The sequence below is a fragment of the Pandoraea fibrosis genome (assembly GCF_000807775.2).
In the GTDB taxonomy this organism is placed as follows: Bacteria; Pseudomonadota; Gammaproteobacteria; order Burkholderiales; family Burkholderiaceae; genus Pandoraea; species Pandoraea fibrosis.
This window is the reverse complement of sequence record NZ_CP047385.1, coordinates 5,298,833-5,319,464: the sequence shown is the minus strand read 5'-3', so window position 1 is coordinate 5,319,464 and position 20,632 is coordinate 5,298,833. Positions and strand designations below refer to the sequence as shown.

Below are 20,632 nucleotides of genomic sequence, written 5' to 3'. Positions count from 1 at the left end.
AATCTAGAGATAACGGCTCCTCTGATCCGCTGGGGTTTTCTATACAAAATCCAGAGCGAGTTTTTCGGCGTATCGGGTCAAGTCGACCTGGGTAAAAACACCAATTGTCGGGCGAATTCGGCCGGCACCAGCTCTTTAAGAGCTGAGTGAGGCCGACTCTCGTTGTAGTCCCCGCGCCATACCTCGATAATCGCTTTCGCTTCGTCCAGCGTCTCGAACCAATGCAAGTTCAAGCATTCATCACGGAATGATCCGTTAAACGTTTCAATGTGGCAATTGTCCGTGGGGTTTCCTGGGCGACTGAAATCGATTTTCGACTTATGGTGATATGCCCACATGTCGAGCAATCGCCCGGAAAACTCACTGCTGTTGTCTACGAAAATATGCCGAGGTGCACCGCGTCTGGCCGCGATACGATTGAGTGCCGACACCACGTGCTCTCCCCTCAACCGTTGACCAACTTCGATGGCCAGGGCTTCTTTCGTGAATACATCGACAACTGTCAACGTGCGAAACTTTGAGCCATCTGCGAGTTGATCGGCGACGAAATCCATACTCCAGGCATCATTTGGTTTGCTCGGCACGATTTTCTGCACGCGCGTGACGACCATCTTGCGGCGCTTGAGCAGTTTCGATCGTAGTTGCAATTGTTCTTCGCAATACAGCCGGTATGCTTGGTCCCGGCCCAACTGCCAGCCTTCACGTCGTAGCAGCACATGCACGCGCCGATAACCATAGCGCACCCGCGTATAGGCAATTTCGCGCATGCGGGCACGAAGCTCGGGCCGAGGATCTTTCACGCTTTGGTAGTACTGCGTACTGCGAGGTTGCTTCACCAAACGACAGGCCCGCCTCATCGCCAATCCGTCGTGGCTTATCACGTAATCCACCACGTCTTTTCTCAGCGCGGGCCGGGCTACTTTTTTGAGGCAACGTCCTGCAAAATGGCCTCGTCCAGGCTTAGCTCGGCCACCAGCTTCTTAAGTCGTGCGTTCTCATCTTGCAACGGTTTGAGCTCACGTACCTGATCTGACTATATACCCGCGTATTGCTTTTTCCAGCGATAAAACGTCTGCTCCGAAATACCGACGTGACGGATGAGATCGGCCACCGGCATGCCCAACTCGGCCTGCTTCAGTACCGCCACAATCTGCTCTACTGAAAAGCGCTTGCGTTTCATAGCAAACTCCTCCTTTTTCCAAGGGATAAGTTTGCCGAAAAACTAACATCCCAGGTGGTCTAGATTTCTCAATGCAGATCAGGTCGCGCATGAAGTACCTCGCCTTTCGCTAGACACTGCTTCTTGACAATCGTGCTTACTATCCTAGCCTCGTACTGAGGTTGGCATATTTTTCGGCGGAAGATGCGCGATAGTCGCCCAGTGCGCCGCCCAACAGCGCAAATGGAAGGCCGCGTGATGTTTATCAAGCAAGTGATGACGGGCTGCAGCTACAGGATTTATTTCTACCAATGGCCCTCCCAATCTTCCTGATCGTCATCGTAGCCGCCGCGCTCGCGTTTCACTTCTGGAGCCCGTGGTGGCTGACCCCGCTGGCGTCGAACTGGCGTCAGATGGACGACACCCTCACCATTACGCTGGTGATCACCGGCGTAGCGTTTGTCGTCATCAATTTGTTCGTTGCCTGGGCGATCTTCCGCTATCGTCACCGCGACGGCCATCGGGCGGTCTATGAGCCTCACAACAGGCGTCTAGAGGGCTGGCTGATCGGCATCACCACCATTGGCATTGCCGCCATGCTCGCGCCCGGCCTGTTTGTCTACGCCAAGCTCATCGATCCCCCCGCCAGCGCCCGTGTCGTCGAGGTCGTCGGCCAGCAGTGGCAGTGGCGCTTCCGCCTACCCGGTCCGGACGGTCGTCTGGGCACTTCCGACCCCAGCTACGTCACCGCCGATAACCCGCTCGGCCTGAATCCCAAAGACCCCGCGAATCAGGACAACCGTATCGTCGACGCCCCCGAGCTACATCTACTCGTCGGCGAGCCGGTGAAATTGCTGCTGCGCGCAAAAGACGTCCTGCACGATTTTTACGTCCCGCCGTTCCGCACGCGGATGAACATGGTGCCGGGCATGGTCACGCAGATGTGGCTCACTCCCACGCGCACCGGACGCTTCGACATCCTTTGCGCCCAACTCTGTGGCGTCGGCCACGCGAACATGCGCGGCGTGGTCGTCGTCGACGACAAGCCTGCCTACGACGCCTGGGTCGCCAAGCTTCCCACCTTTGCTGCACTGCAAGCACAACATGCGGGGGCAGAGACGCTAGACCCGCTCGCCGCCAAAGGGAAGTTGCTCGCACAGGCCAAGGGATGCGCCAGTTGCCACACCGTTGACGGCTCGCCCGGCGTCGGACCCACATGGCACGGCCTGTTCGGCAAGACCGAAACGTTTCAGGACGGCACTTCGGCGCACGTCGACGACGCTTATCTCGCCAGCTTCATTCGCAATCCGACCGCGCGCGTACCCAAAGGCTTCGCGCCGATCATGCCCAAGCTCGATCTGACCGACGACGAGCTAAAGGCGCTCATCGCCTACATTAAGACATTAGGTACCGCGACTTCACCCGGGCCGGCACCCGGTCAGCCAACACCCCCGCGGTCTACGCCTGCTGCGCCCGTTGCCGGGCAGTCCGGTACCACCGTGGTGCCCGCGGGATCCATTACGCCCCCTAAGTCCGTTTCTACAGCCAATACGCTCACACATATGCTTCATACCGTCGCTATTTCCGCTGCTGCCACCGTCCTCATGTCGACGTCGGTGCAGGCCGCCCCTCAGGCGCCAGCGCCGACCATTCAATTGGCGCAGGACGCCGTAACGCCACGCCCACCGGTCCAGTTCGCCCCGCTGACACCCTCTGCCTCGCCGAATGCCGGTACGCAGCGGCCGTCGCAACCGGCTCGCCGGTCGGGTGGCACGGCCGGCCTGCCGTTGCAGAACGACCCGAACACGAACGCGCCGCCGCTGGCGATTCCGCCACGGCAGTCTGGTAACCCGTCGTCGGGCCCTGCGCAACCGAGTGTGCCGATGATCCGGCCGGCCCCGTAGCCGGCAAGACGGTGATTGTCGCGACACCGAAAGACAGCATCAGCAAGCAACGCCGAACAACGAAACAGAGAGAAAGAGAAGACGCCGCACCGACAACAACACAGGGAGACATCTCATGACCGGAGATCCCGACAGTTCCGACAGCACTGCCCATGCCGGCGCACACGCCGGCGGTTCCTATAGCTTCTGGACGAAGTACGTCTGGAGCCAGGACCACAAGGTGATCGCCGTGCAATACACATGCACGGCCATCGCGGTCGGGCTTGTGGGCCTCGTGCTCTCGAATCTCATGCGTATGCAACTGGGTTTCCCCGGCAAGTTCTCCTTCATCGACGCGAATCACTACTACCAGTACGTCACCATGCACGGCATGATCATGGTGATCTACCTGCTCACCGCGCTCTTCCTCGGCGGCTTCGGCAACTACCTCATTCCGTTGATGGTCGGTGCGCGCGACATGGTGTTCCCGTTCCTGAACATGCTCAGCTACTGGGTCTACCTGCTCGCGGTCATCGTGCTGCTGGCGAGCTTCTTCGTGCCGGGCGGCCCGACAGGCGCGGGCTGGACGCTCTATCCCCCACAAGCGATTCTGCCGGGCACACCGGGCACCGAGTGGGGCATCGTGTTGATGCTCATCTCGCTGGCTATCTTCATCGTCGCGGCCACGATGGGCGGTCTGAATTACGTAACGACGGTACTGCAGGCACGCACCGAGGGCATGACGTTGCTGCGCATGCCGCTCACCGTCTGGGGCATCGTGATGGCGACGGTGCTCGCGCTGCTGGCGTTCCCCGCGTTGTTCGTCTCCGCCGTGATGATGTTGCTCGACAAGACATTGCACACGAGCTTCTTCATGCCCGCGCTCGTGTCGATGGGGCAACCGCTCGACTATCGCGGCGGTAGTCCGCTGCTGTTCCAGCACCTGTTCTGGTTCTTCGGTCACCCGGAGGTGTACATCGTCGCGCTACCCGCATTCGGCATCGTGTCGGATCTCATCAGCGTGCACGCCCGCAAGAACATCTTCGGCTACCGCATGATGGTCTGGGCGATTCTGGCCATCGGCGTGTTGTCGTTCGTCGTGTGGGCGCACCACATGTTCATCAGCGGCATGAATCCGTACTTCGGCTTTCTTTTCGCGACGACAACACTCATCATCGCCATCCCGACAGCCATCAAGGTCTACAACTGGGTGCTCACGCTCTGGCGTGGCGACATTCATCTGACGGTGCCGATGCTGTTCGCCATCGGCTTCATCAGCACGTTTGTCATCGGTGGACTGACCGGACTGTTCCTCGGCAACGTGAGCGTGGACATGCCGCTGTCCAACACCTATTTCGTGGTCGCGCACTTTCATATGGTGATGGGCGTCGCCCCCTTGCTGGTGATCTTCGGTGGCATCTATCACTGGTATCCGCTCGTGACCGGCAGGCGTCTGAACGACCGCCTCGGACAGTGGCATTTCTGGATCACGTTTCTCGGCACCTACGCGATCTTCTTTCCGATGCATTACCTCGGCGTGCTCGGCATGCCGCGCCGCTACTACGAGTTCCAGAACTACAGCTTCATTCCCGAATCGGCGCACACGATGAACGCCTACATTTCGGTGGCGGCGTTTATTGTCGCGGCCGGTCAGTTGATGTTCCTGTTCAATCTGGGGTGGAGTCTGCGGCACGGCAAACCGGCAGGCGCGAATCCGTGGCGTGCGGCCTCGCTCGAATGGCAGACACCGGATGTGCCGCCCGTTCATGGCAACTGGGGGCCGTTGCTACCGGTGGCCTATCGCTGGCCATACGAGTACAGCGTGCCGGGCGATATCGACGACTTCGTGCCGCAGAATCTCGCCCCCGATCCTCGCCGACCGGCCACGCTCGTGCATGGCGATTCGGCGGCGCTGCATCGCCGCGACGCCTTGCCACCGACGCCACCCGATTCCACGGGCACACCGCGCCCACCGGGTACGCCCGATGCCCCCAAGGGAGCCACACCATGAGACCTGTTCCGTCCTGGCCGCCGATGCCACCGGGAGGCGCACCGATTGCGCTGCCGCATCGTCGTGCGGCGTCGCAAGTCGCGCTCTGGTGGTTGATGGGCGTGATGGGCGTGTTGTTCGCGCTGATGCTCGTCGCTTATGTGATGCGCATGAGCCAGGGCGACTGGCGCCCGTTGCCCCCCATCAACGCGTTGTGGGTCAACACGGGCGTGCTGGCCGCCGCCTGCATCGTGATGCAATCGTCGGCCTCGCAGGCCAGACGCGGCGAGCTACGACGCTCGCGACGCGACTGGGGACTCGCGGGTGCCCTGGCACTGGTGTTCGTCGTCGGTCAACTGTGGGTCTGGCGCGATCTGGTCGCGCGTCGCTACGGAGTGTCCGGCAATCCGGCGAACAGCTTCTTCTTTCTGTTGACGGGGCTGCACGCGCTGCATCTGATCGGCGGATGGGTGGCATGGGCATGTCTGCTACCGACCCGTCTGACCCACGCCACGCGTGCCCGCCGTCTGTCGTTGACCGCACAGTACTGGCACTTCCTGTTCGTGCTGTGGGTCGTGTTGTTCGCGGCGATCGTCAATCTCACGCCGGAGATCGCTCAGCGGTTGTGCGGCACCGGCGGGTTGAGTCCGTGATGTGAGGTGTTGGCTCTGGCACGAGGAGTTGCATCGTGAATACGTCATCTTCTGCCGTTCCCCCCGCAGCGCAGCCGCCTGAGGGTTGGCGCGGCGTCGTTACCGACTGGTCGGGAGACCGCGCCGCGTTCCATGTGCCGTGGGGCAAGGCGATGATGTGGATCTTCCTGCTCTCGGATACGTTCGTGTTCAGCAGCTTCCTCATCGGCTACATGACGGTGCGTATTTCGACGACCGCCGCGTGGCCGAATCCGGCAGAAATTTTCGCGCTCAACGTGAACGGCCATCCGGTGCCGCTGCTTCTCATCGCGATCATGACGTTCGTGCTCATCAGCAGCAGCGGGAGCATGGCGATGGCGGTGAACTTCGCGTACCGGCGCGGCCGTGACAAGACGGCGGCATGCATTCTCGCCACGGCGTATCTCGGCATTGCGTTCGTCGGCATGCAGGCATTCGAGTGGACGAACCTGATCGTGCACGAAGGCATTCGCCCGTGGGGCAACTCGATGGGCGCGGCGCAGTTCGGCGCATGCTTTTTCATGATTACCGGCTTCCACGGGCTGCACGTGAGCGCCGGGGTCATCTATCTGCTGACAGTGATGCGCAAGGTACTCAACGGTACGCTCGAGCGACGCAACAACTATCAACTCGTCGAGATCGCGGGCCTTTATTGGCACTTCGTCGATCTCGTCTGGGTGTTCATCTTTGCGCTGTTTTATCTCTGGTAGGAGGCGCGATGGAATCCTCTGCGACACCTGTTGCCCACACCGCCGTTACCGGTGGTGAGGCTCACGGCCAACAGCATTCGGTCGGCATCTACCTCAAGGTGTGGGGGCTGCTGTTCGTGCTCTCGACGCTGTCGTATCTGGTCGATTATGCGAACCTGCACGGCTATTTGCGATGGGGGTTGATTCTTGCGCTGATGGTGGCCAAGGCGGGACTCATCGTGGCGGTGTTCATGCATATGCGCTGGGAGCGTCTCGCGCTCGTCTACGCAATTCTGATTCCGCCGCTGGCGTTGCTGGTGTTGATGGCGTTGATGGCGTTGATGGCCACCGAGGCGGACTACACGTTCCTCACACGGCTCGCGCATTTCCACTGAGTCACCGGGCTGCCGAGTCTCGCGCTACAGCAATTCCACCAGTCGCCGGTCGCTCTTGCGGCAGTACTCGGTGCACGCGGCACGCGCTGCGGTCGCGGCGCCGTGTACGAAGAGCGGTGCGTCGGCGCGTCGCGACATCGACACGACGATGGACGGCGGCGCGGGCTGTAACGGCAACTCGGCCACTTCGCCGCTCGCTATCAGGTCGTCCACGAACAGACGCGGAATCGCCGCGACCCCGAAGCCGTCTCTTACCAACTGCACGATCACGGCAATCGACGGTGAGCCCGTGATGCGTGTCTCCGAGAGCGGTACGCCATGCACACCGGCCAGCTTCGCCACAATGTCCTCGAGCGCGCGATGCGGCGCCGTGCCACGTCCGTAGGTGAGGATCGGATGTTGCAGCACCTGCTTTGCCAGACCGCTGCGCGTGTTTGGAAACATGCCTGTGCGCGCGATCCAGTGCACCGGGTAATTGGCGAGCGCGTCGCACACCACGCTGCTGTCGTCGCTGCCTTCCACTCGGATGATGAGGTCGAGTTCGTCGGCGATCAGACGTCGCTGCAACTGCACCGAGACGTCCACCGTCAACTCGACTTCCAGTGTGGGGTAGTCGGCGGCGAGCCGTCGCAGGTAGTGCGGCAACCAGCTATGCACGACGGTCTCGATCACGCCAAGACGCAGCCGCCCCCGTAGGGTGCTTTCCCCCGCCGCCGCGGTTTGCAGACGCCGTGCGGCTTCCACGACGGCCTTCGCATATCCCAGCAGGTATTCGCCATTCGGCGTGAGACGAAACTCGCGGCTGTCGCGATCGACGAGCTCGGTTTTCAACTCCTCTTCCAGCACTTTGAGCCGTTGCGAGATCGCGGCGGGCGTGGCGTGCAGTGCTGCCGCCGTCGCACGAAAGTTGCGCAGTTTGGCCAGCGTGACGAAGGTTTCGAGAAATCGCGTGTTCATGAGACTCGGCTTGACCAGAGCAAGACGACAGCACGCCGGGAGCGTGCCCAAAACGCACAACGGTGCGATGAAAAGAAATGCAACGAACTTCGGGAAAACCCGTGAGGTTGTTAAGAAATTCTATACGGCTGAACGTAAAAAAACTCGTTAGCGACAATATTTTTTTCTTCCTATGCTTCACCCATCCGATGCCGCAACGGTATTTCCTCCCCACGCCGGAACTGTCATGAACCACCGAACTTTGCCGCACGACGTCTTCTCGCAACGCGACACGATCACGCCCTTCGAATTCCGTCAGGCCGTTCGCAGTGCTCAGTTCCGCGGGCCGACCGCCGGCTATTGCGGCGACTTCGCGCAGGCCAATCTGGCTATTCTGCCGGTGGCCCATGCGCACGACTTCCTGCGCTTCTGCCAGAGCAATCCGAAGGCGTGCCCCTTGCTGGGGGTGGGCGAGCCTGGGCAATGGCATGTGCCGGCGCTGGGGCGCGAAGTGGATATCCGCTCCGACGTGCCGGGCTACAACGTCTACCGCGACGGCAAGCTCGCCGAACAAGTGGATAACCTCGCCGCGTACTGGCAGAACGATTTCGTGGTCTTCGCCATCGGGTGTTCGTTCTCGTTCGAAGACATGTTGGCCAAGGCAGGCATTCCGCTCAGACACGTCGAAGAGGGGCGCAATGTGCCGATGTACCGCACCAAGATCGCGAATCAACGCGCCGGGGTGTTCGCCGGTCAACTGGTCGTGTCGATGCGGCCGATGAAGGGCGCAGACGCCATTCGTGCCGTGCAGATCACGAGCCGTTTTCCCGGCGTGCATGGCGCGCCGATTCACATCGGCGATCCGTCGGCGTTGGGTATCGAAGATCTGGCGAAGCCCGAGTTCGGCGATGCGGTCACGATTCGGGACGGCGAGTTGCCGGTGTATTGGGCCTGCGGTGTGACACCGCAAACGGCGCTCATGGAGGCGAAGCTCCCGCTCGCCATCGCGCACCGTCCCGGCTACATGCTCATGACGGATATCCCGAACGCGTCGCTGGCCGTTTTCTGACGAGTTAGGCAACGAGGCCGATCACCCAGGCGGCGGATCGGAAACCCCTCGACAAGGGAAGGCGTATCGCGCGCCTTCCCGGCACCAACACGCCGCCACGTAGCAGAAATCGAGCACGCGCTCGCAAGCAGGACCGAAGCAAAGCAGGCGCATCAGGCAGTCACCGCGATAGGTCGTCGCAGACCCCCAACTATCGCGCCAAGACGGGAGGCGGCGGGCGCAGATGAGTTCGCCGCGAATCCCACACGCACATGGCAATGCGCGAAATCGTCGATATCACACGCAAGTCAGGACATCACCGGAGCCTTTTTCTCATGGAAAGCAAAACCCCTCTCGCGCCCCCTGTCGGGTCGGCACCGTCTGCCTCGCCCGAGGCCGGTGGCAGTCTATTCGGCTGGTATGGCGACGCCACGCCGCGCGAAAAACGCGCCTTCTGGAGCTGTAAGGTCGGCTACATGCTCGACGGTATGGATACCCAGATGCTGAGCTTCGTCATCCCGACGCTGGTCGCGACGTGGGGCATCAGCCTCGCGGACGCCGGCTTCATCGGCACGCTCACGCTGCTCGCCTCGGCGCTCGGCGGCTGGGTCGCCGGTATTCTGTCGGACCGCATCGGACGCGTTCGCACGCTGCAACTCACCGTGCTGTGGTTCGCGGTCTTCACCGGGCTGTGCGGTCTCGCGCAGAACTACCACCAACTGCTTGCCGCGCGTGCGCTCATGGGCTTCGGCTTCGGTGGCGAATGGACAGCGGGCGCCGTGCTCATCGGCGAGGTCATTCGCGCACGTGACCGCGGCAAGGCCGTGGGTCTCGTGCAATCGGGCTGGGCCATCGGCTGGGGGCTGACGGCAATTCTCTACTCGGCGCTGTTCTCGCTGTTGCCCGCCGAAATGGCGTGGCGCGCGCTGTTCCTGATCGGTTTGCTGCCCGCGTTGCTCGTGCTCTTCATTCGTCGCTACGTGCAAGAGCCCGAGGTGTACCAGAAAGAAAAAGCCAAACAGAAGGCGGAAGACGCACCGGGGCTGGCCGCCATTTTCAGCCCGGCACTGCTCTCGACAACGATTCGCGCCGCACTGCTGACCACCGGCGCGCAAGGCGGTTACTACGCCATCACGACGTGGCTGCCCACGTTCCTGAAGACTGAGCGTCACCTCACGGTGATGGGCACCGGCGGCTATCTCGCCATGATCATCTTCGGATCGTGGGTCGGCTATCTCGCCAGTTCGTATCTGACCGACCGTCTGGGCCGCAAGCCGAACTTCATTCTGTTCGCCGTGGGATCGATGGTGATCGCGTTCTCGTACACGTCGCTGCCGTTGACCGACAGCGCGATGTTCTGGCTCGGATTCCCGCTCGGCTTCTTCGCGTCGGGTATCTTCAGCGGCATGGGCGCCTTCCTGACCGAACTGTTCCCGACGCGGGTGCGTGGGTCCGGTCAAGGCTTCTGCTACAACGTCGGCCGTGCCGTGGGTGCGCTGTTCCCGTTCCTGATCGGCATGCTCTCGAAGCAATACGGCCTGGGCACGACCATCGGCATCTTCGCCGCCGTGGCCTACGGCGTGTTGATCCTCGCGGCGCTTACCCTGCCCGAGACACGCGGCCGCGAACTCGAGTCGCTTGAGACGAGTGCGTCGTGACACCGTGCGGCGTGTGCCGATGAACTACCGCGGCAGCCGTCGCTGCCGCGTCAGATGACTGTCTCTTAACGCTTCCACAAATCGCTCCCGGAAATCGAAGTGTCGAATGTGCGGCCCCGTCCGACGATGTCGGGCAGGCCCGCGCCGGGAGACGTGCGCCTTGCGCCAACAGGAATCACCGACGGTGCTCCGCACCGTGATCGCCCTCAATTCTCATTTGACCATTGCTTTGCGAGTGACCTCATGACGAACGTTCTCACGCCCTCCGACCAAAACCGTGCGCCCGCGCATCAGACGCCTTCACGCTGGCAGTTCTGGATTGACCGTGGCGGCACCTTCACCGACATCGTGGCCCGCCGCCCGGACGGCACGCTCGTTACCCACAAGCTGCTCTCCGAAAATCCCGAGCAGTATCGCGACGCCGCCGTCGCCGGTATTCGCCACTTGCTGGATCTGGCGCCGGGCGAACCGATTACGCCGGCTGTCGTGGACATGGTGAAGATGGGCACGACCGTAGCGACCAACGCGTTGCTCGAACGCAAAGGCGAGCCGCTCGCGCTGGTGACGACGCATGGCTTTCGCGACGCGTTGCGCATCGCGTATCAGAATCGCCCGCGTCTGTTCGATCTGGACATTGCGTTGCCCGAAGCGTTGTATTCGGAAGTCGTGGAAGTCGACGAGCGTGTGGGCGCGCATGGCGAAGTGGTGCGCGAACTCGATCTCGATGCGGCGCGCGCCTCGCTGGAGGCGGTTTATGCGAAAGGCGTGCGCGCGCTCGCCATCGTGCTGATGCACGGCTATCGCTATCAGGCGCATGAAAAGGCACTGGCGACGATGGCGCGTGCGCTGGGTTTCACGCAGGTCTCCGTCTCGCACGAAGTCTCGCCGCTCATGAAGCTCGTCTCGCGCGGCGACACGACAGTGGTCGATGCCTATCTGTCGCCCATTCTGCGTCGTTACGTCGAGCAGGTCGCGCACGAGATGCCGGGCGTCAATCTGCAATTCATGCAAAGCAGCGGCGGGCTGACGCGCGCCGATAACTTTCAGGGCAAGGACGCCATCCTGTCCGGCCCGGCGGGCGGTATCGTCGGCATGGTGCGTGCGTCGAGCGCGGCGGGCTTCGATCGCGTGATCGGCTTCGACATGGGCGGCACGTCGACCGACGTGTCGCACTACAACGGCGAGTTCGAGCGCGTGTTCGAGACACAGGTTGCCGGCGTGCGCATGCGTGCACCGATGATGAGCATTCACACGGTCGCGGCGGGCGGCGGGTCGGTGCTGTCGTTCGACGGCACCCGTCTGCGCGTAGGGCCGGACTCCGCAGGCGCCAATCCAGGGCCGGCAGCGTACCGTCGCGGTGGACCGCTCACGGTCACTGACTGCAACGTCATGCTCGGCAAGATCCAGCCCGCGTACTTTCCGAAGGTTTTCGGGCCGAACGCCAACGAGCCGCTGGATCGCGATATCGTCGTCGCGAAGTTCACGACACTGGCCAAGGACATCGAACGGGCGACGGGCCGTCGTCAGACACCCGAAGCCCTTGCCGAAGGCTTCCTCGAAATCGCGATCGGCAGTATGGCCAACGCCATCAAGAAGATTTCCGTGCAGCGCGGTCACGATGTGAGCCGCTATGTGCTGACGACGTTCGGTGGCGCGGGCGGTCAACATGCCTGTGGCGTGGCCGATGCGCTTGGCATGACTCAGGTCTTCGCGCATCCGCTTGCCGGCGTGCTCTCGGCGTATGGCATGGGGCTGGCGGATCAGACGGCGATGCGCGAGCGCATGATCGAAGCGCCGTTGTCGAGCGATGGTCTGGCCACGCTCGAGGATGCCCTCGGCGCGCTGGAGGATGAAGCAGTGGGTGCGCTGTTGTCGCAAGGTGTGCCCCCGTCGCGCATCGAGACGGTGCGTCGTGTTCATGTGCGTTATGCCGGAACCGATTCGGCGCTGGCGGTGCCGTTTGGCGATGTTGCCCAGATGCGCGCCGCTTTTGAAGCCGCTTATCGTCAGCGCTACTCGTTCCTGATGGACGGTGCGGCGTTGATCGTGGAGGTGGCGTCGGTCGAAGCCATCGGGCACTCGGACGCACCGGTCGACATTGCGCCGCTCGACGCACGCACCTCGGGTGCGCCGCAGGTCGTCGATCGTGTGAAGTTGTATGCGGGCGGCGCGTGGCACGAGGCGGCGCTGTTCGCGCGCGACACGTTGCTCGCCGGCGACACCATCGACGGACCCGCCATCGTCACTGAGAAGAGCGGGACGACCGTCGTTGAGCCGGGCTGGCAAGCGAGGATGACCGCGCAAGGCAATCTCGTGCTCGCGCGCGTGGTGCCGCGCGAGACGCAACGCGATGCCGGCGAGCGCGGCACGCAAGCCGATCCGGTGCGTCTCGAAATTTTCAACAATCTCTTCATGTCGATTGCCGAGCAGATGGGGCTGCGTTTGCAGAACACGGCCTACTCGGTGAACATCAAGGAGCGTCTGGATTTCTCGTGCGCGTTGTTCGACCGTGACGGCAACCTCATCGCCAACGCACCGCATATGCCGGTGCATCTGGGATCGATGGGCGAGAGTATCAAGACCGTGATCGAGCGCAATCGCGGCGCGATGCGAGAGGGCGATGTCTTCATGCTCAACGATCCGTATCACGGCGGCACGCACTTGCCGGACGTCACGGTGATCACGCCTGTCTTCGTGACGGGCGAAGGCAGTCGCAAGGAGGAGGCCGCCGAGCCGCTCTTCTATGTCGGCTCGCGCGGTCATCACGCGGATATCGGCGGTATCACCCCGGGCTCGATGCCGCCCGACTCGACGCACGTTGAAGAGGAGGGGGTGCTCATCGATAACTGGCAACTGGTGGCGGCGGGCGAACTGCGGGATCGCGAGACGCGCGAGCTGCTGGGCGGTGCGCGCTACCCGGCGCGCAACATCGACCAGAACATGGCCGATCTGCGGGCGCAGGTTGCGGCAAATCAGAAGGGCGTGGACGAACTGCGTCGCATGGTGAGCGAATTCGGGCGCGATGTCGTGCTGGCCTATATGGACCATGTGCAAGACAACGCCGAAGCCGCCGTGCGACGTGTGATCGGCGCGCTGGCCGACGGGCACTATCGCTACGCGCTGGATAACGGTGCGGTGATCGAGGTCGCGATTCGTGTCGATCAGGCGACGCGCTCGGCAACCATCGATTTCACCGGCACGTCGGCACAGTTGCCCAACAACTTCAACGCACCGCGCGCCGTGTGCATGGCCGCCGTGCTGTACGTCTTCCGCACGCTTGTGGACGACGATATCCCGCTCAATGCGGGTTGCCTGAAGCCGCTGACGGTGATCGTGCCGCAAGGCTCGATGCTCAATCCCGTCTATCCCGCAGCCGTGGTGTCGGGCAACGTGGAGACGTCGTCTGCCATTACCAACGCACTTTACGGCGCACTGGGGCGGGTGGCGTCGAGCCAGGGCACGATGAACAACTTCACGTTCGGCAACGAGACGTATCAGTACTACGAGACCATCGCGGGCGGTAGCGGCGCAGGGGACGGATTCCACGGCGCCGACGCCGTGCAGACACACATGACGAACTCGCGTCTGACCGACCCGGAAGTCCTGGAATGGCGTTATCCGGTACGGCTGGAGAGCCATCGCATTCGCGCCGGGTCGGGTGGGGCCGGGCGTTGGCATGGCGGGAACGGTGCCGTGCGGCGCATTCGTTTCCTGACGCCGATGACGGCATCGATCCTCTCCAACAACCGTGTTCACGCGCCGTTCGGTGCGCAGGGCGGTGCCGTTGGCGCACTGGGGGCGAACTATGTCGAACGGGTGGATGGCTCTCGCGAGGCGCTGGCGCACATCGGACGCACGCAGATGCAGCCGGGCGACATCTTCGTCGTCGAAACCCCGGGGGGAGGCGGCTTCGGTGCCGCCTGAGCGGTCCCACCCGTCTGAACACGCCGCGCCGATGGGAATTCGCTGAAGCGCGGCGTGATACCGGAAGGGAATGCTGCCTTTGCAAAGGCAGACGTCGAGCGTCTTCGTACCATGCGTTATGTCTTGAATGACTGACCGCAACATACGGAGGCGCTCTTATGTCTGACCCGTTGCAACACCCGATCCCCACGTCTGCCGCATCCCCCGATCCGACATCTCCCGGTGTGGACGAGCTTCTCGTTCAGTACGAACGCGCGTGTGCCGAAATGCAGTTGGCGGGGCGCAAATTGCACCGTCAGATGCAGGAGTATCAGGCGGTGCTCGACGAAGTGGCGCGTCTCGAAGCGACGGGCACGCCCGATGCGCGTGAGAAGCTCAAGCGTCTCGAGGCATTGGTCGAGAGCGAAGCGTTTCAACGCGACGATCGGGAGATCCGCAGGATGACAGCCGCGCTTGCGCACACCATCGAGCGGATTCGGGCCGACGCCCCCGTGCCGCTCGACGATACCTCTCCTTCTCCCTCTCCCTCTCCCGCGAAACGTGCGCCTAACGTGCGTCGCGTGTGCGCCTGAGCCGAGGTTCCGAATGATCGATCGAATCTCCGGCGCGCGCTCGCATACCTACAGTGACGCGGAGTTCTCCACCGGAGCGCGTTCCGCGAACTCCCAGAACCCGTTGCTCGCGACGATGAGTCTTGCCAAAAGCCGATTGAGTGGCTTGCAGGCGAGCGCCGATGCATGGCTGGCGTCGGCCCAGGCGCGCGTCGACATGGCTCGCGACGCCAACGGGTTTGCCACGTTGGCCGGTGAGATGGCAAAGCGCGCTTCCGCCGGCGCGAAGCAGGAAATGTTGCCACAGGCGCTGCGCGACTTTGCCCTCAGGCACGACCTCATATCGACGCAAGCCGCAAGCGAACCGCTGGATGCCGCAGCGTTGCAACACCTGGCTTCGAAACTCCAGTCGTTGGCGTTGAACGACGGCGCGTCGAGCACGAGCGAGCAGATCCAACTGAAGCGCTTCGTCACCAGTTACGACAACACGCTCACGCTCTACAACGCCGTGATCTCCCGGCTTGGTGAAGTCACGAAAAAAATCGTGAACAGCATCTGAGCGAGAGCGCCCGTGTGTCATCGGACGACGTCTGTCGTTCGTCCTTTCTCAATCCGGTCCTACCTATTCAAGGAGGCAAACCTCATGACGACTATCCAGCAGTACGCCGCGCCCCGCCTGATGCCGTTGCAAACGGGCCTCACGCGCGACGTCAATGTCGGCGGCATAACGAAATCGCTCGATTTTCACGGCACCCTCGCGCAATACGCGATGTTGATGATGGAGATGAATAACGGCGAAGCGCAGAACATGATTCAGGAGATGCAGCGTCGCCAGAAGGAAGGGCAGGAGGCGCGCGAGGCGGCGAATCAGATTGAATCGCTGATCAACGACATCGGATCGGACACGGCGAAGAAGGTGACGGTTGGCGACGGCATTCGCGCGTTCTTCGATAAGCACAACATCGAGATCAGCGTGTACGGCGACGGCACGAAGAAGACGATGATGGAATGGGAGAACCGTACCAAACGCGTTGGCGAAGAAGGTTACGTGGCGCCGGCGGGCGCAAACGCTCAGTACTCGGCGTCGGATCTGCGCACTTTGAAGGCGGCTGCCGAAGGCTTTACCGAGCAGGCGTCCGATAGCCGCACCGTCGACCAGATCAAGATCAACAAAAAACTTCAGGAGTACAACGGCGCATCGACGCTGGTGAACACCATCTACAGCTCGCAAGGCTCGCAGCTCAACCAGATCAACGGATCGATGCGCACGTGAGCCAACCCACGCCCCCGCAAGCCGTGCCAACGACGCTCGATGTGGACGATGCTCCCGCCGTCCTCGCGCATTTCTTCGAGAGCGGCGGCGCACTGCGCATGCTGGCCGACCTCGACGAGAACGATCTGGCGCGCGTTCGTGCGCACGCCGGCCAGCGTTTCGCGCAAGGCCAGATTGCCGCTGCGCAACGCGTGTACTTCGTGCTCGCCACGCTCGACCAATGGTCGTTCGACGATTGGTACGGACTCGGGCTCTGCTACCAGCGACTCGGGCAGCACGAGCAAGCGCTACCGTGCTTCGCGAAAGCGGGGGTAATCCGCGTCTCAGACCCGCGTCCGCCGTACCTCGCCGGAATGAGCTACGAGCACATGGGCAACCGGGAATTTGCGCGCAAGGCCTACGACGCCACGCTGCGCGTATGCGGACAACTGCCCGAGCACGATGCACTGTCGCGCTCGGCCCGTGCGCGACGCGACGCACTGAACGTCTCTTCGGAATCTCAAAGCACCCAATGACAGTCATTCATTCTTCGCGTGCCGGCTACCTGCCGACCTGGACCGGCGGTGTCACCAACGCGCCGGCCGCCCCTGCAGACGAAGTGGCCGATGCAAACGACGCCGGCGATGCCGCACGCAAACGACGCGAGCGGGCAGAGTGGCTCCGCACTGAAGACTTCGCGCCGGATACGTCGGGCGGCGCGGATTGGCGCGACGCCGACGGCGCGTTTTCGCGCCTGCTGAATCGTCTCTTCGCGGTTGGCAGCGGATTGGGCGCGGAGGCTTTGCGTGCGTCCAATCCGAAGGGCGCTACGGACCTCTCCGCACTCGAGAACGTGGACCCGTCCACGCTTGCGATGATGGCGTCGATGCTGGCGATGGACGCATTGGGCGACACCGCGAAATTGACACAACGTGCGCTGGAGTTGTTGGGCGTGCGCCAGGAGAAGCTGCGGCAGGAGGACATCAAGAAGTTTCGCGAACAGATGGACGCGAAGACCGAAGACGCGAACAAGGCGCGCAAGGGCGGCATCTTCGGTGTGGTGTTCGACTGGCTCATCGCAGCGGTCGACGTCGTGGTCGGCGCAGTCAAGGTGGTGACGGGCGTGCTCACGATGAACCCGCTGATGATCGCCGGCGGAGTCGCCGATGTGGGCGCGGGGATCGCCGGGCTCGGCGTGGCGTTCCACAAGACGATGGCGTTGGTCGATCCGAAAAACGCGGCGTACCACGAGAAGGAGGCCGGCAAATGGGGGCACGCGCAATTGGCGTTCCAGATGCTCGGTATGGTCATCGGTTTCGGCACTTCGGTTCGGGGTTTCCTTGCGAAGCGCGCGACGACCAAGGCCGCGAGCCGCGTGTTCAAGGCGGGCGCGGGGGAAGCGTTGGAACAGGCCGTCAAATCCGGCGACAAGGCGGCCATCGGCGCGATCAAGACGCGTGTGGTCTCCGAGATCGGCTTCGTGGTCGGCAACGAGGTCGGCAAACGAGTGGGGCAGTCGTTGCTGCAAAGCGGGTCGCAAGGCGCGCGTCGGCTCGCGAAGGCCGGCTTCAATCGCATGGCCGAGCAGTTCACGCAGCAGATGGTCGAGCAGATGGCGTCGCGTGCGTTCGACAAAGTCGTGAAGAACGCGGCGAAGCAGGTGGCGCGTGGGAAGGCCGTGAGCGCCAAGGGGCTGACGCAGTCGTTCACGTCGGCCATGAACGTGCAAGGCTACTTCGCGCTGGCGCGTGGCACGTGGTCGCTCTCGAATGCCGTGCGCGGCGTGTTCTCCGGCGCGAATGCGCTTGGGCAGGGCATTGTCGGCGTACAGCGCTCGAAGCTGCAATTGGAGGCCCGCGATCTTGCCGTGGACATGATGTGGTTGCAGTTGCTCATGCAAATGAACGGCGACGACAAGAAGCGCGCGGCGAAGTCGATGGAGACGCTGGTGGGGCAGCAGAGCGACATTGCGGTGTCGGTGGGCGAGCAGGTGCAGAAAACCGGCGAGATGCGTATTCGGATCGCGGCCTCGCTTTCGCGGGCGTGAGCGGGCGTTGATTTATCGGGCGCGGTATTCGCCGCGCTTTCAACCTACGGAGTGATGACATGACTACTGCATTGAGTTCGACATCTTCGGGTTATCGTCAGACGGATATCGCGGCGCTCGAAGCGCAGCAACGTGTGGCGTCTGCCGGCGACGGTTCCCAAGTGCTGCCACGCATTCGAGAGAAGGTGGATGGTCTGCAGTCCGCACAAGCGCTCATTGCCCTGTTTCTTGCCATGCGGGTTGCCGAGCGTAATACGGATCAGTCGTATCGCACGCGTCATGATGCGATGGTCTTCGAGCGTGGTTTGACGGCGCGCTCGGAGAAGTACAAGGCCAACCAGTCGCATTACTACGCAGGGCTGAATTCGGCTGTCGGGGGTATCGTCTCAGGGACTTTTGCGCTCGCGGGCGGTGCCGGGGCTGGCGCCGCGGGTCTGGGCGGCGGGGTCGGCAAATTGCACACCATCGGTACGGCAGTGGGCGAGACGACCAAGGGCTTCAGCCAGTTCGTGAAGTCGCCGTTCGATGTCGTGTCGAACGAAGACTCGCTCGCCGGGCGCGACAACGATGTGCTCGGCGAATTCGAAATGTCGCTCACGGATGAGACGCGTCGCACCAACGATCGTCTGCGCCAGCGAATCGATGCCACGAGTGCCGATATCCGCGACGTATCCCGCTCGATGTACGGCATGATCGGGCAGCAAGTCACGAAGATGTACGACACCATCCGGTAAGCCCATGACAGTCTGCGAGCGCGCCGTTGCGGCATTTTTCAGGACTCACCGTTTTTCGGCGCGCGACGAAGTCTGTGAGCGCACCCGCATCGCTGTGGGGCAGCGCGTCGAGAATGGCGAGTTGTCGCTTTGCCATCGTCTCGACAGAGTGGCCTCGGGGATCGTGCTCACGATCACCGATTTTCGATTGAGTCCAGAGGCGAAAACGGGAGAGCACGCCGTGAGGCGCTTCTGCCAACTGATTCGCACGCTGCTGCGCACGGTGCCGCATGTCGGGTACGTGCGCGGCATGATTCTGCCCGGGGTGAGCGACACCCGCGTTCGCACCGTGCGCTTGCGACTCGGTGCGATTCTCGAACGCGAAGGCGCGTTCTGGCGGGAAGAGGACGGCGACCGTTGGCTGGTCTTCTGCCGCGAGCACAGCCGACGGTAAGGCATCCGTTGCACTCGCGGCATGAGGGGCAGTGGTTATGCGGCGAGCGCCTCCGACGCGCCGGCCAACGTCGCCACCTGCGCGGCAGGCACCGATGTGGTGCGAATTTCGCCATCCGAAGCATGACTTGGGCCCTGCTGCACCACCCCGTACCATCCCAAACCTTCATACGTTTCGTACCCCGGCGTTAGCGCATACCCCACGAGTTGATGGTTTCCGGCGTTATAGAACCCGCTCGTGGGAGCGCCATCTGGCGGGCATCGCAAGTCGAAACGTTCCATCAGCACTCCCTCGCCGTCGGACGACGCCAGCACCCGGTGCTGCGCGTCGAGCAGCAGGCAGCGGGTGCCCTCGCGCTCATGCGGCAAGAGAGGAACGCCCTCCACCACGGCTTTCGCCTGCGGCGCCCAGTCGAAGAAGATGCCCAGTGCCCCGATGGGAGCGCCGTGGGTTTCACCGGCCTCGCGAATGGCCGTCGCGTAAGTCGCCACCTCGGCGTTGTGCAACAGCTTTGCGCGGCGCACGTCGAACGCTGCGTAGTCTGCCCCGCTCTCGGTGCGCATCGCCTGAAGAAACCACGGGTGACGCGAGGCGTCTGCGCCAATCACGCCGGGATAACGCTCGGGACGCCCGTTCGCCACGATACGGCCCGAAGCATCGGCTACCCACAGATCGAGGTAGACGGTATAGCTGTCGAGAATCACCCCCAGTCGGCGGCTCGCGTGTCGTGCCGCCTCGGGTGACGGCGCACTCAGCACGTCGACGATGGCGGCGTCGGTGGCCCACCAGCGCACGTCGCACGAGCGCTCGTAAAGATTGCGGTCGATGATCTCGATCATGTGATGCGCGAGGTCGGTCAGCCGTTGTCCACGATGCTGTTCCAGTTGGCCGATCATGCTGTCGCCCAGGGCCGAAAGCTCGGCCAGCGAACCCGCGAGTTCCGACGTCAGATCCCCGGCAATGTCCGTGATGCGCTGCGAGACATGCTTCACTTCATTCGCGACGACGGCGAAGCCACGCCCCGCATCGCCCGCACGGGCCGCCTCGATGAGCGCATTGAGCGCGAGATATTTGGTCTCTCTCGTGATGTGAGCGATGGTCGCGATCTTGTCGTCGGCGACATTTTTGACGGCGTGCGCCAGCTCTACGATTCTCTCCGGTGATGCCATAACGATCTCCCAAACGTGCCTTGCGTTGGTGCCGGAGTACCGGCAACGACCGGCTCCGTGGCGAGCCGGCATGAGACGAGGGCGGGCACTACC

The 20,632-nt window shown here is 62.7% G+C and carries 16 protein-coding genes and 2 pseudogenes; 15 read left to right on the top strand and 3 right to left on the bottom strand.

Annotated elements, in window-relative coordinates; all coding sequences use genetic code 11:
• Positions 1 to 77: 77 nt before the first annotated feature.
• A pseudogene (locus PI93_RS23465) lies at positions 78 to 1,180 on the bottom strand (IS3 family transposase).
• 290 nt (positions 1,181 to 1,470) lie between these two features.
• Between PI93_RS23465 and PI93_RS23460 the strand changes: the two are divergent.
• The 5 genes and pseudogenes from PI93_RS23460 to PI93_RS23440 all read left to right on the top strand — a co-directional run.
• Positions 1,471 to 2,604, top strand: a pseudogene (locus PI93_RS23460) (cytochrome c oxidase subunit II); the annotation flags it as partial.
• 574 nt (positions 2,605 to 3,178) lie between these two features.
• The gene (ctaD, locus tag PI93_RS23455; protein ID WP_039372998.1) at positions 3,179 to 5,053 is read left to right on the top strand and encodes a cytochrome c oxidase subunit I; all 1,875 of its coding nucleotides are present in this window, start codon (positions 3,179 to 3,181) and stop codon (positions 5,051 to 5,053) included.
• The gene (locus tag PI93_RS23450) at positions 5,050 to 5,685 is read left to right on the top strand and encodes a cytochrome c oxidase subunit 3 (protein ID WP_080759320.1); all 636 of its coding nucleotides are present in this window, start codon (positions 5,050 to 5,052) and stop codon (positions 5,683 to 5,685) included. The genes ctaD and PI93_RS23450 overlap by 4 nt, the downstream gene beginning before the upstream one ends.
• A 35-nt stretch (positions 5,686 to 5,720) precedes the next feature.
• Positions 5,721 to 6,413 carry a heme-copper oxidase subunit III family protein gene (locus PI93_RS23445; protein ID WP_039373002.1) on the top strand — a complete coding sequence of 231 codons (693 nt, stop codon included), beginning with the start codon at positions 5,721 to 5,723 and terminating at the stop codon, positions 6,411 to 6,413.
• 8 nt (positions 6,414 to 6,421) lie between these two features.
• Positions 6,422 to 6,787, top strand: a complete 366-nt coding sequence (locus tag PI93_RS23440) for a cytochrome C oxidase subunit IV family protein (protein WP_039373004.1) — start codon at positions 6,422 to 6,424, stop codon at positions 6,785 to 6,787.
• Between the two features lie 24 nt (positions 6,788 to 6,811).
• Here the strand turns inward: PI93_RS23440 and PI93_RS23435 are convergent, their stop codons facing one another.
• The gene (locus tag PI93_RS23435; RefSeq protein WP_039373006.1) at positions 6,812 to 7,744 is read right to left on the bottom strand and encodes a LysR family transcriptional regulator; all 933 of its coding nucleotides are present in this window, start codon (positions 7,742 to 7,744) and stop codon (positions 6,812 to 6,814) included.
• A gap of 274 nt (positions 7,745 to 8,018) precedes the next feature.
• On the opposite strand from PI93_RS23435, the gene PI93_RS23430 reads away from it, so the two are divergent.
• The 10 genes from PI93_RS23430 to PI93_RS23385 all read left to right on the top strand — a co-directional run bounded on the left by PI93_RS23430 (position 8,019) and on the right by PI93_RS23385 (position 19,370).
• Positions 8,019 to 8,792, top strand: coding sequence for a putative hydro-lyase (locus PI93_RS23430; RefSeq protein ID WP_039373100.1), 774 nt, complete (start codon positions 8,019 to 8,021; stop codon positions 8,790 to 8,792).
• A 314-nt stretch (positions 8,793 to 9,106) separates the two neighbouring features.
• Positions 9,107 to 10,429, top strand: coding sequence for an MFS transporter (locus PI93_RS23425; RefSeq protein ID WP_039373102.1), 1,323 nt, complete (start codon positions 9,107 to 9,109; stop codon positions 10,427 to 10,429).
• A gap of 243 nt (positions 10,430 to 10,672) precedes the next feature.
• Complete coding sequence (locus tag PI93_RS23420) at positions 10,673 to 14,353, top strand: hydantoinase B/oxoprolinase family protein (RefSeq protein WP_039373008.1); 3,681 nt, start codon at positions 10,673 to 10,675, stop codon at positions 14,351 to 14,353.
• A 158-nt stretch (positions 14,354 to 14,511) separates the two neighbouring features.
• Positions 14,512 to 14,925 (top strand): hypothetical protein, encoded by a 414-nt coding sequence (locus PI93_RS23415; protein WP_144400462.1) that lies wholly within the window; start codon positions 14,512 to 14,514, stop codon positions 14,923 to 14,925.
• Positions 14,926 to 14,938: 13 nt separating this feature from the next.
• On the top strand, positions 14,939 to 15,463 hold the full coding sequence (locus tag PI93_RS23410; RefSeq protein WP_039373012.1) for a hypothetical protein: 525 nt from the start codon (positions 14,939 to 14,941) through the stop codon (positions 15,461 to 15,463).
• 84 nt (positions 15,464 to 15,547) lie between these two features.
• Positions 15,548 to 16,177: a hypothetical protein gene (locus PI93_RS23405; RefSeq protein WP_039373014.1), complete on the top strand. Its 630-nt coding sequence runs from the start codon at positions 15,548 to 15,550 to the stop codon at positions 16,175 to 16,177.
• The gene (locus PI93_RS23400; RefSeq protein WP_052240850.1) at positions 16,174 to 16,692 is read left to right on the top strand and encodes a SycD/LcrH family type III secretion system chaperone; all 519 of its coding nucleotides are present in this window, start codon (positions 16,174 to 16,176) and stop codon (positions 16,690 to 16,692) included. The genes PI93_RS23405 and PI93_RS23400 overlap by 4 nt, the downstream gene beginning before the upstream one ends.
• Positions 16,689 to 18,203, top strand: coding sequence for a type III secretion system translocon subunit SctE (sctE, locus tag PI93_RS23395; RefSeq protein WP_039373015.1), 1,515 nt, complete (start codon positions 16,689 to 16,691; stop codon positions 18,201 to 18,203). Before PI93_RS23400 ends, sctE begins: the two co-directional genes overlap by 4 nt.
• A gap of 59 nt (positions 18,204 to 18,262) precedes the next feature.
• The gene (locus PI93_RS23390) at positions 18,263 to 18,937 is read left to right on the top strand and encodes a hypothetical protein (protein ID WP_039373018.1); all 675 of its coding nucleotides are present in this window, start codon (positions 18,263 to 18,265) and stop codon (positions 18,935 to 18,937) included.
• 4 nt (positions 18,938 to 18,941) lie between these two features.
• On the top strand, positions 18,942 to 19,370 hold the full coding sequence (locus PI93_RS23385; RefSeq protein ID WP_039373020.1) for a hypothetical protein: 429 nt from the start codon (positions 18,942 to 18,944) through the stop codon (positions 19,368 to 19,370).
• Positions 19,371 to 19,405: 35 nt separating this feature from the next.
• Here PI93_RS23385 and PI93_RS24965 read toward each other — a convergent pair whose 3' ends face one another.
• Positions 19,406 to 20,539, bottom strand: coding sequence for a methyl-accepting chemotaxis protein (locus tag PI93_RS24965; protein WP_080759322.1), 1,134 nt, complete (start codon positions 20,537 to 20,539; stop codon positions 19,406 to 19,408).
• Between the last annotated feature and the right edge of the window lie 93 nt (positions 20,540 to 20,632).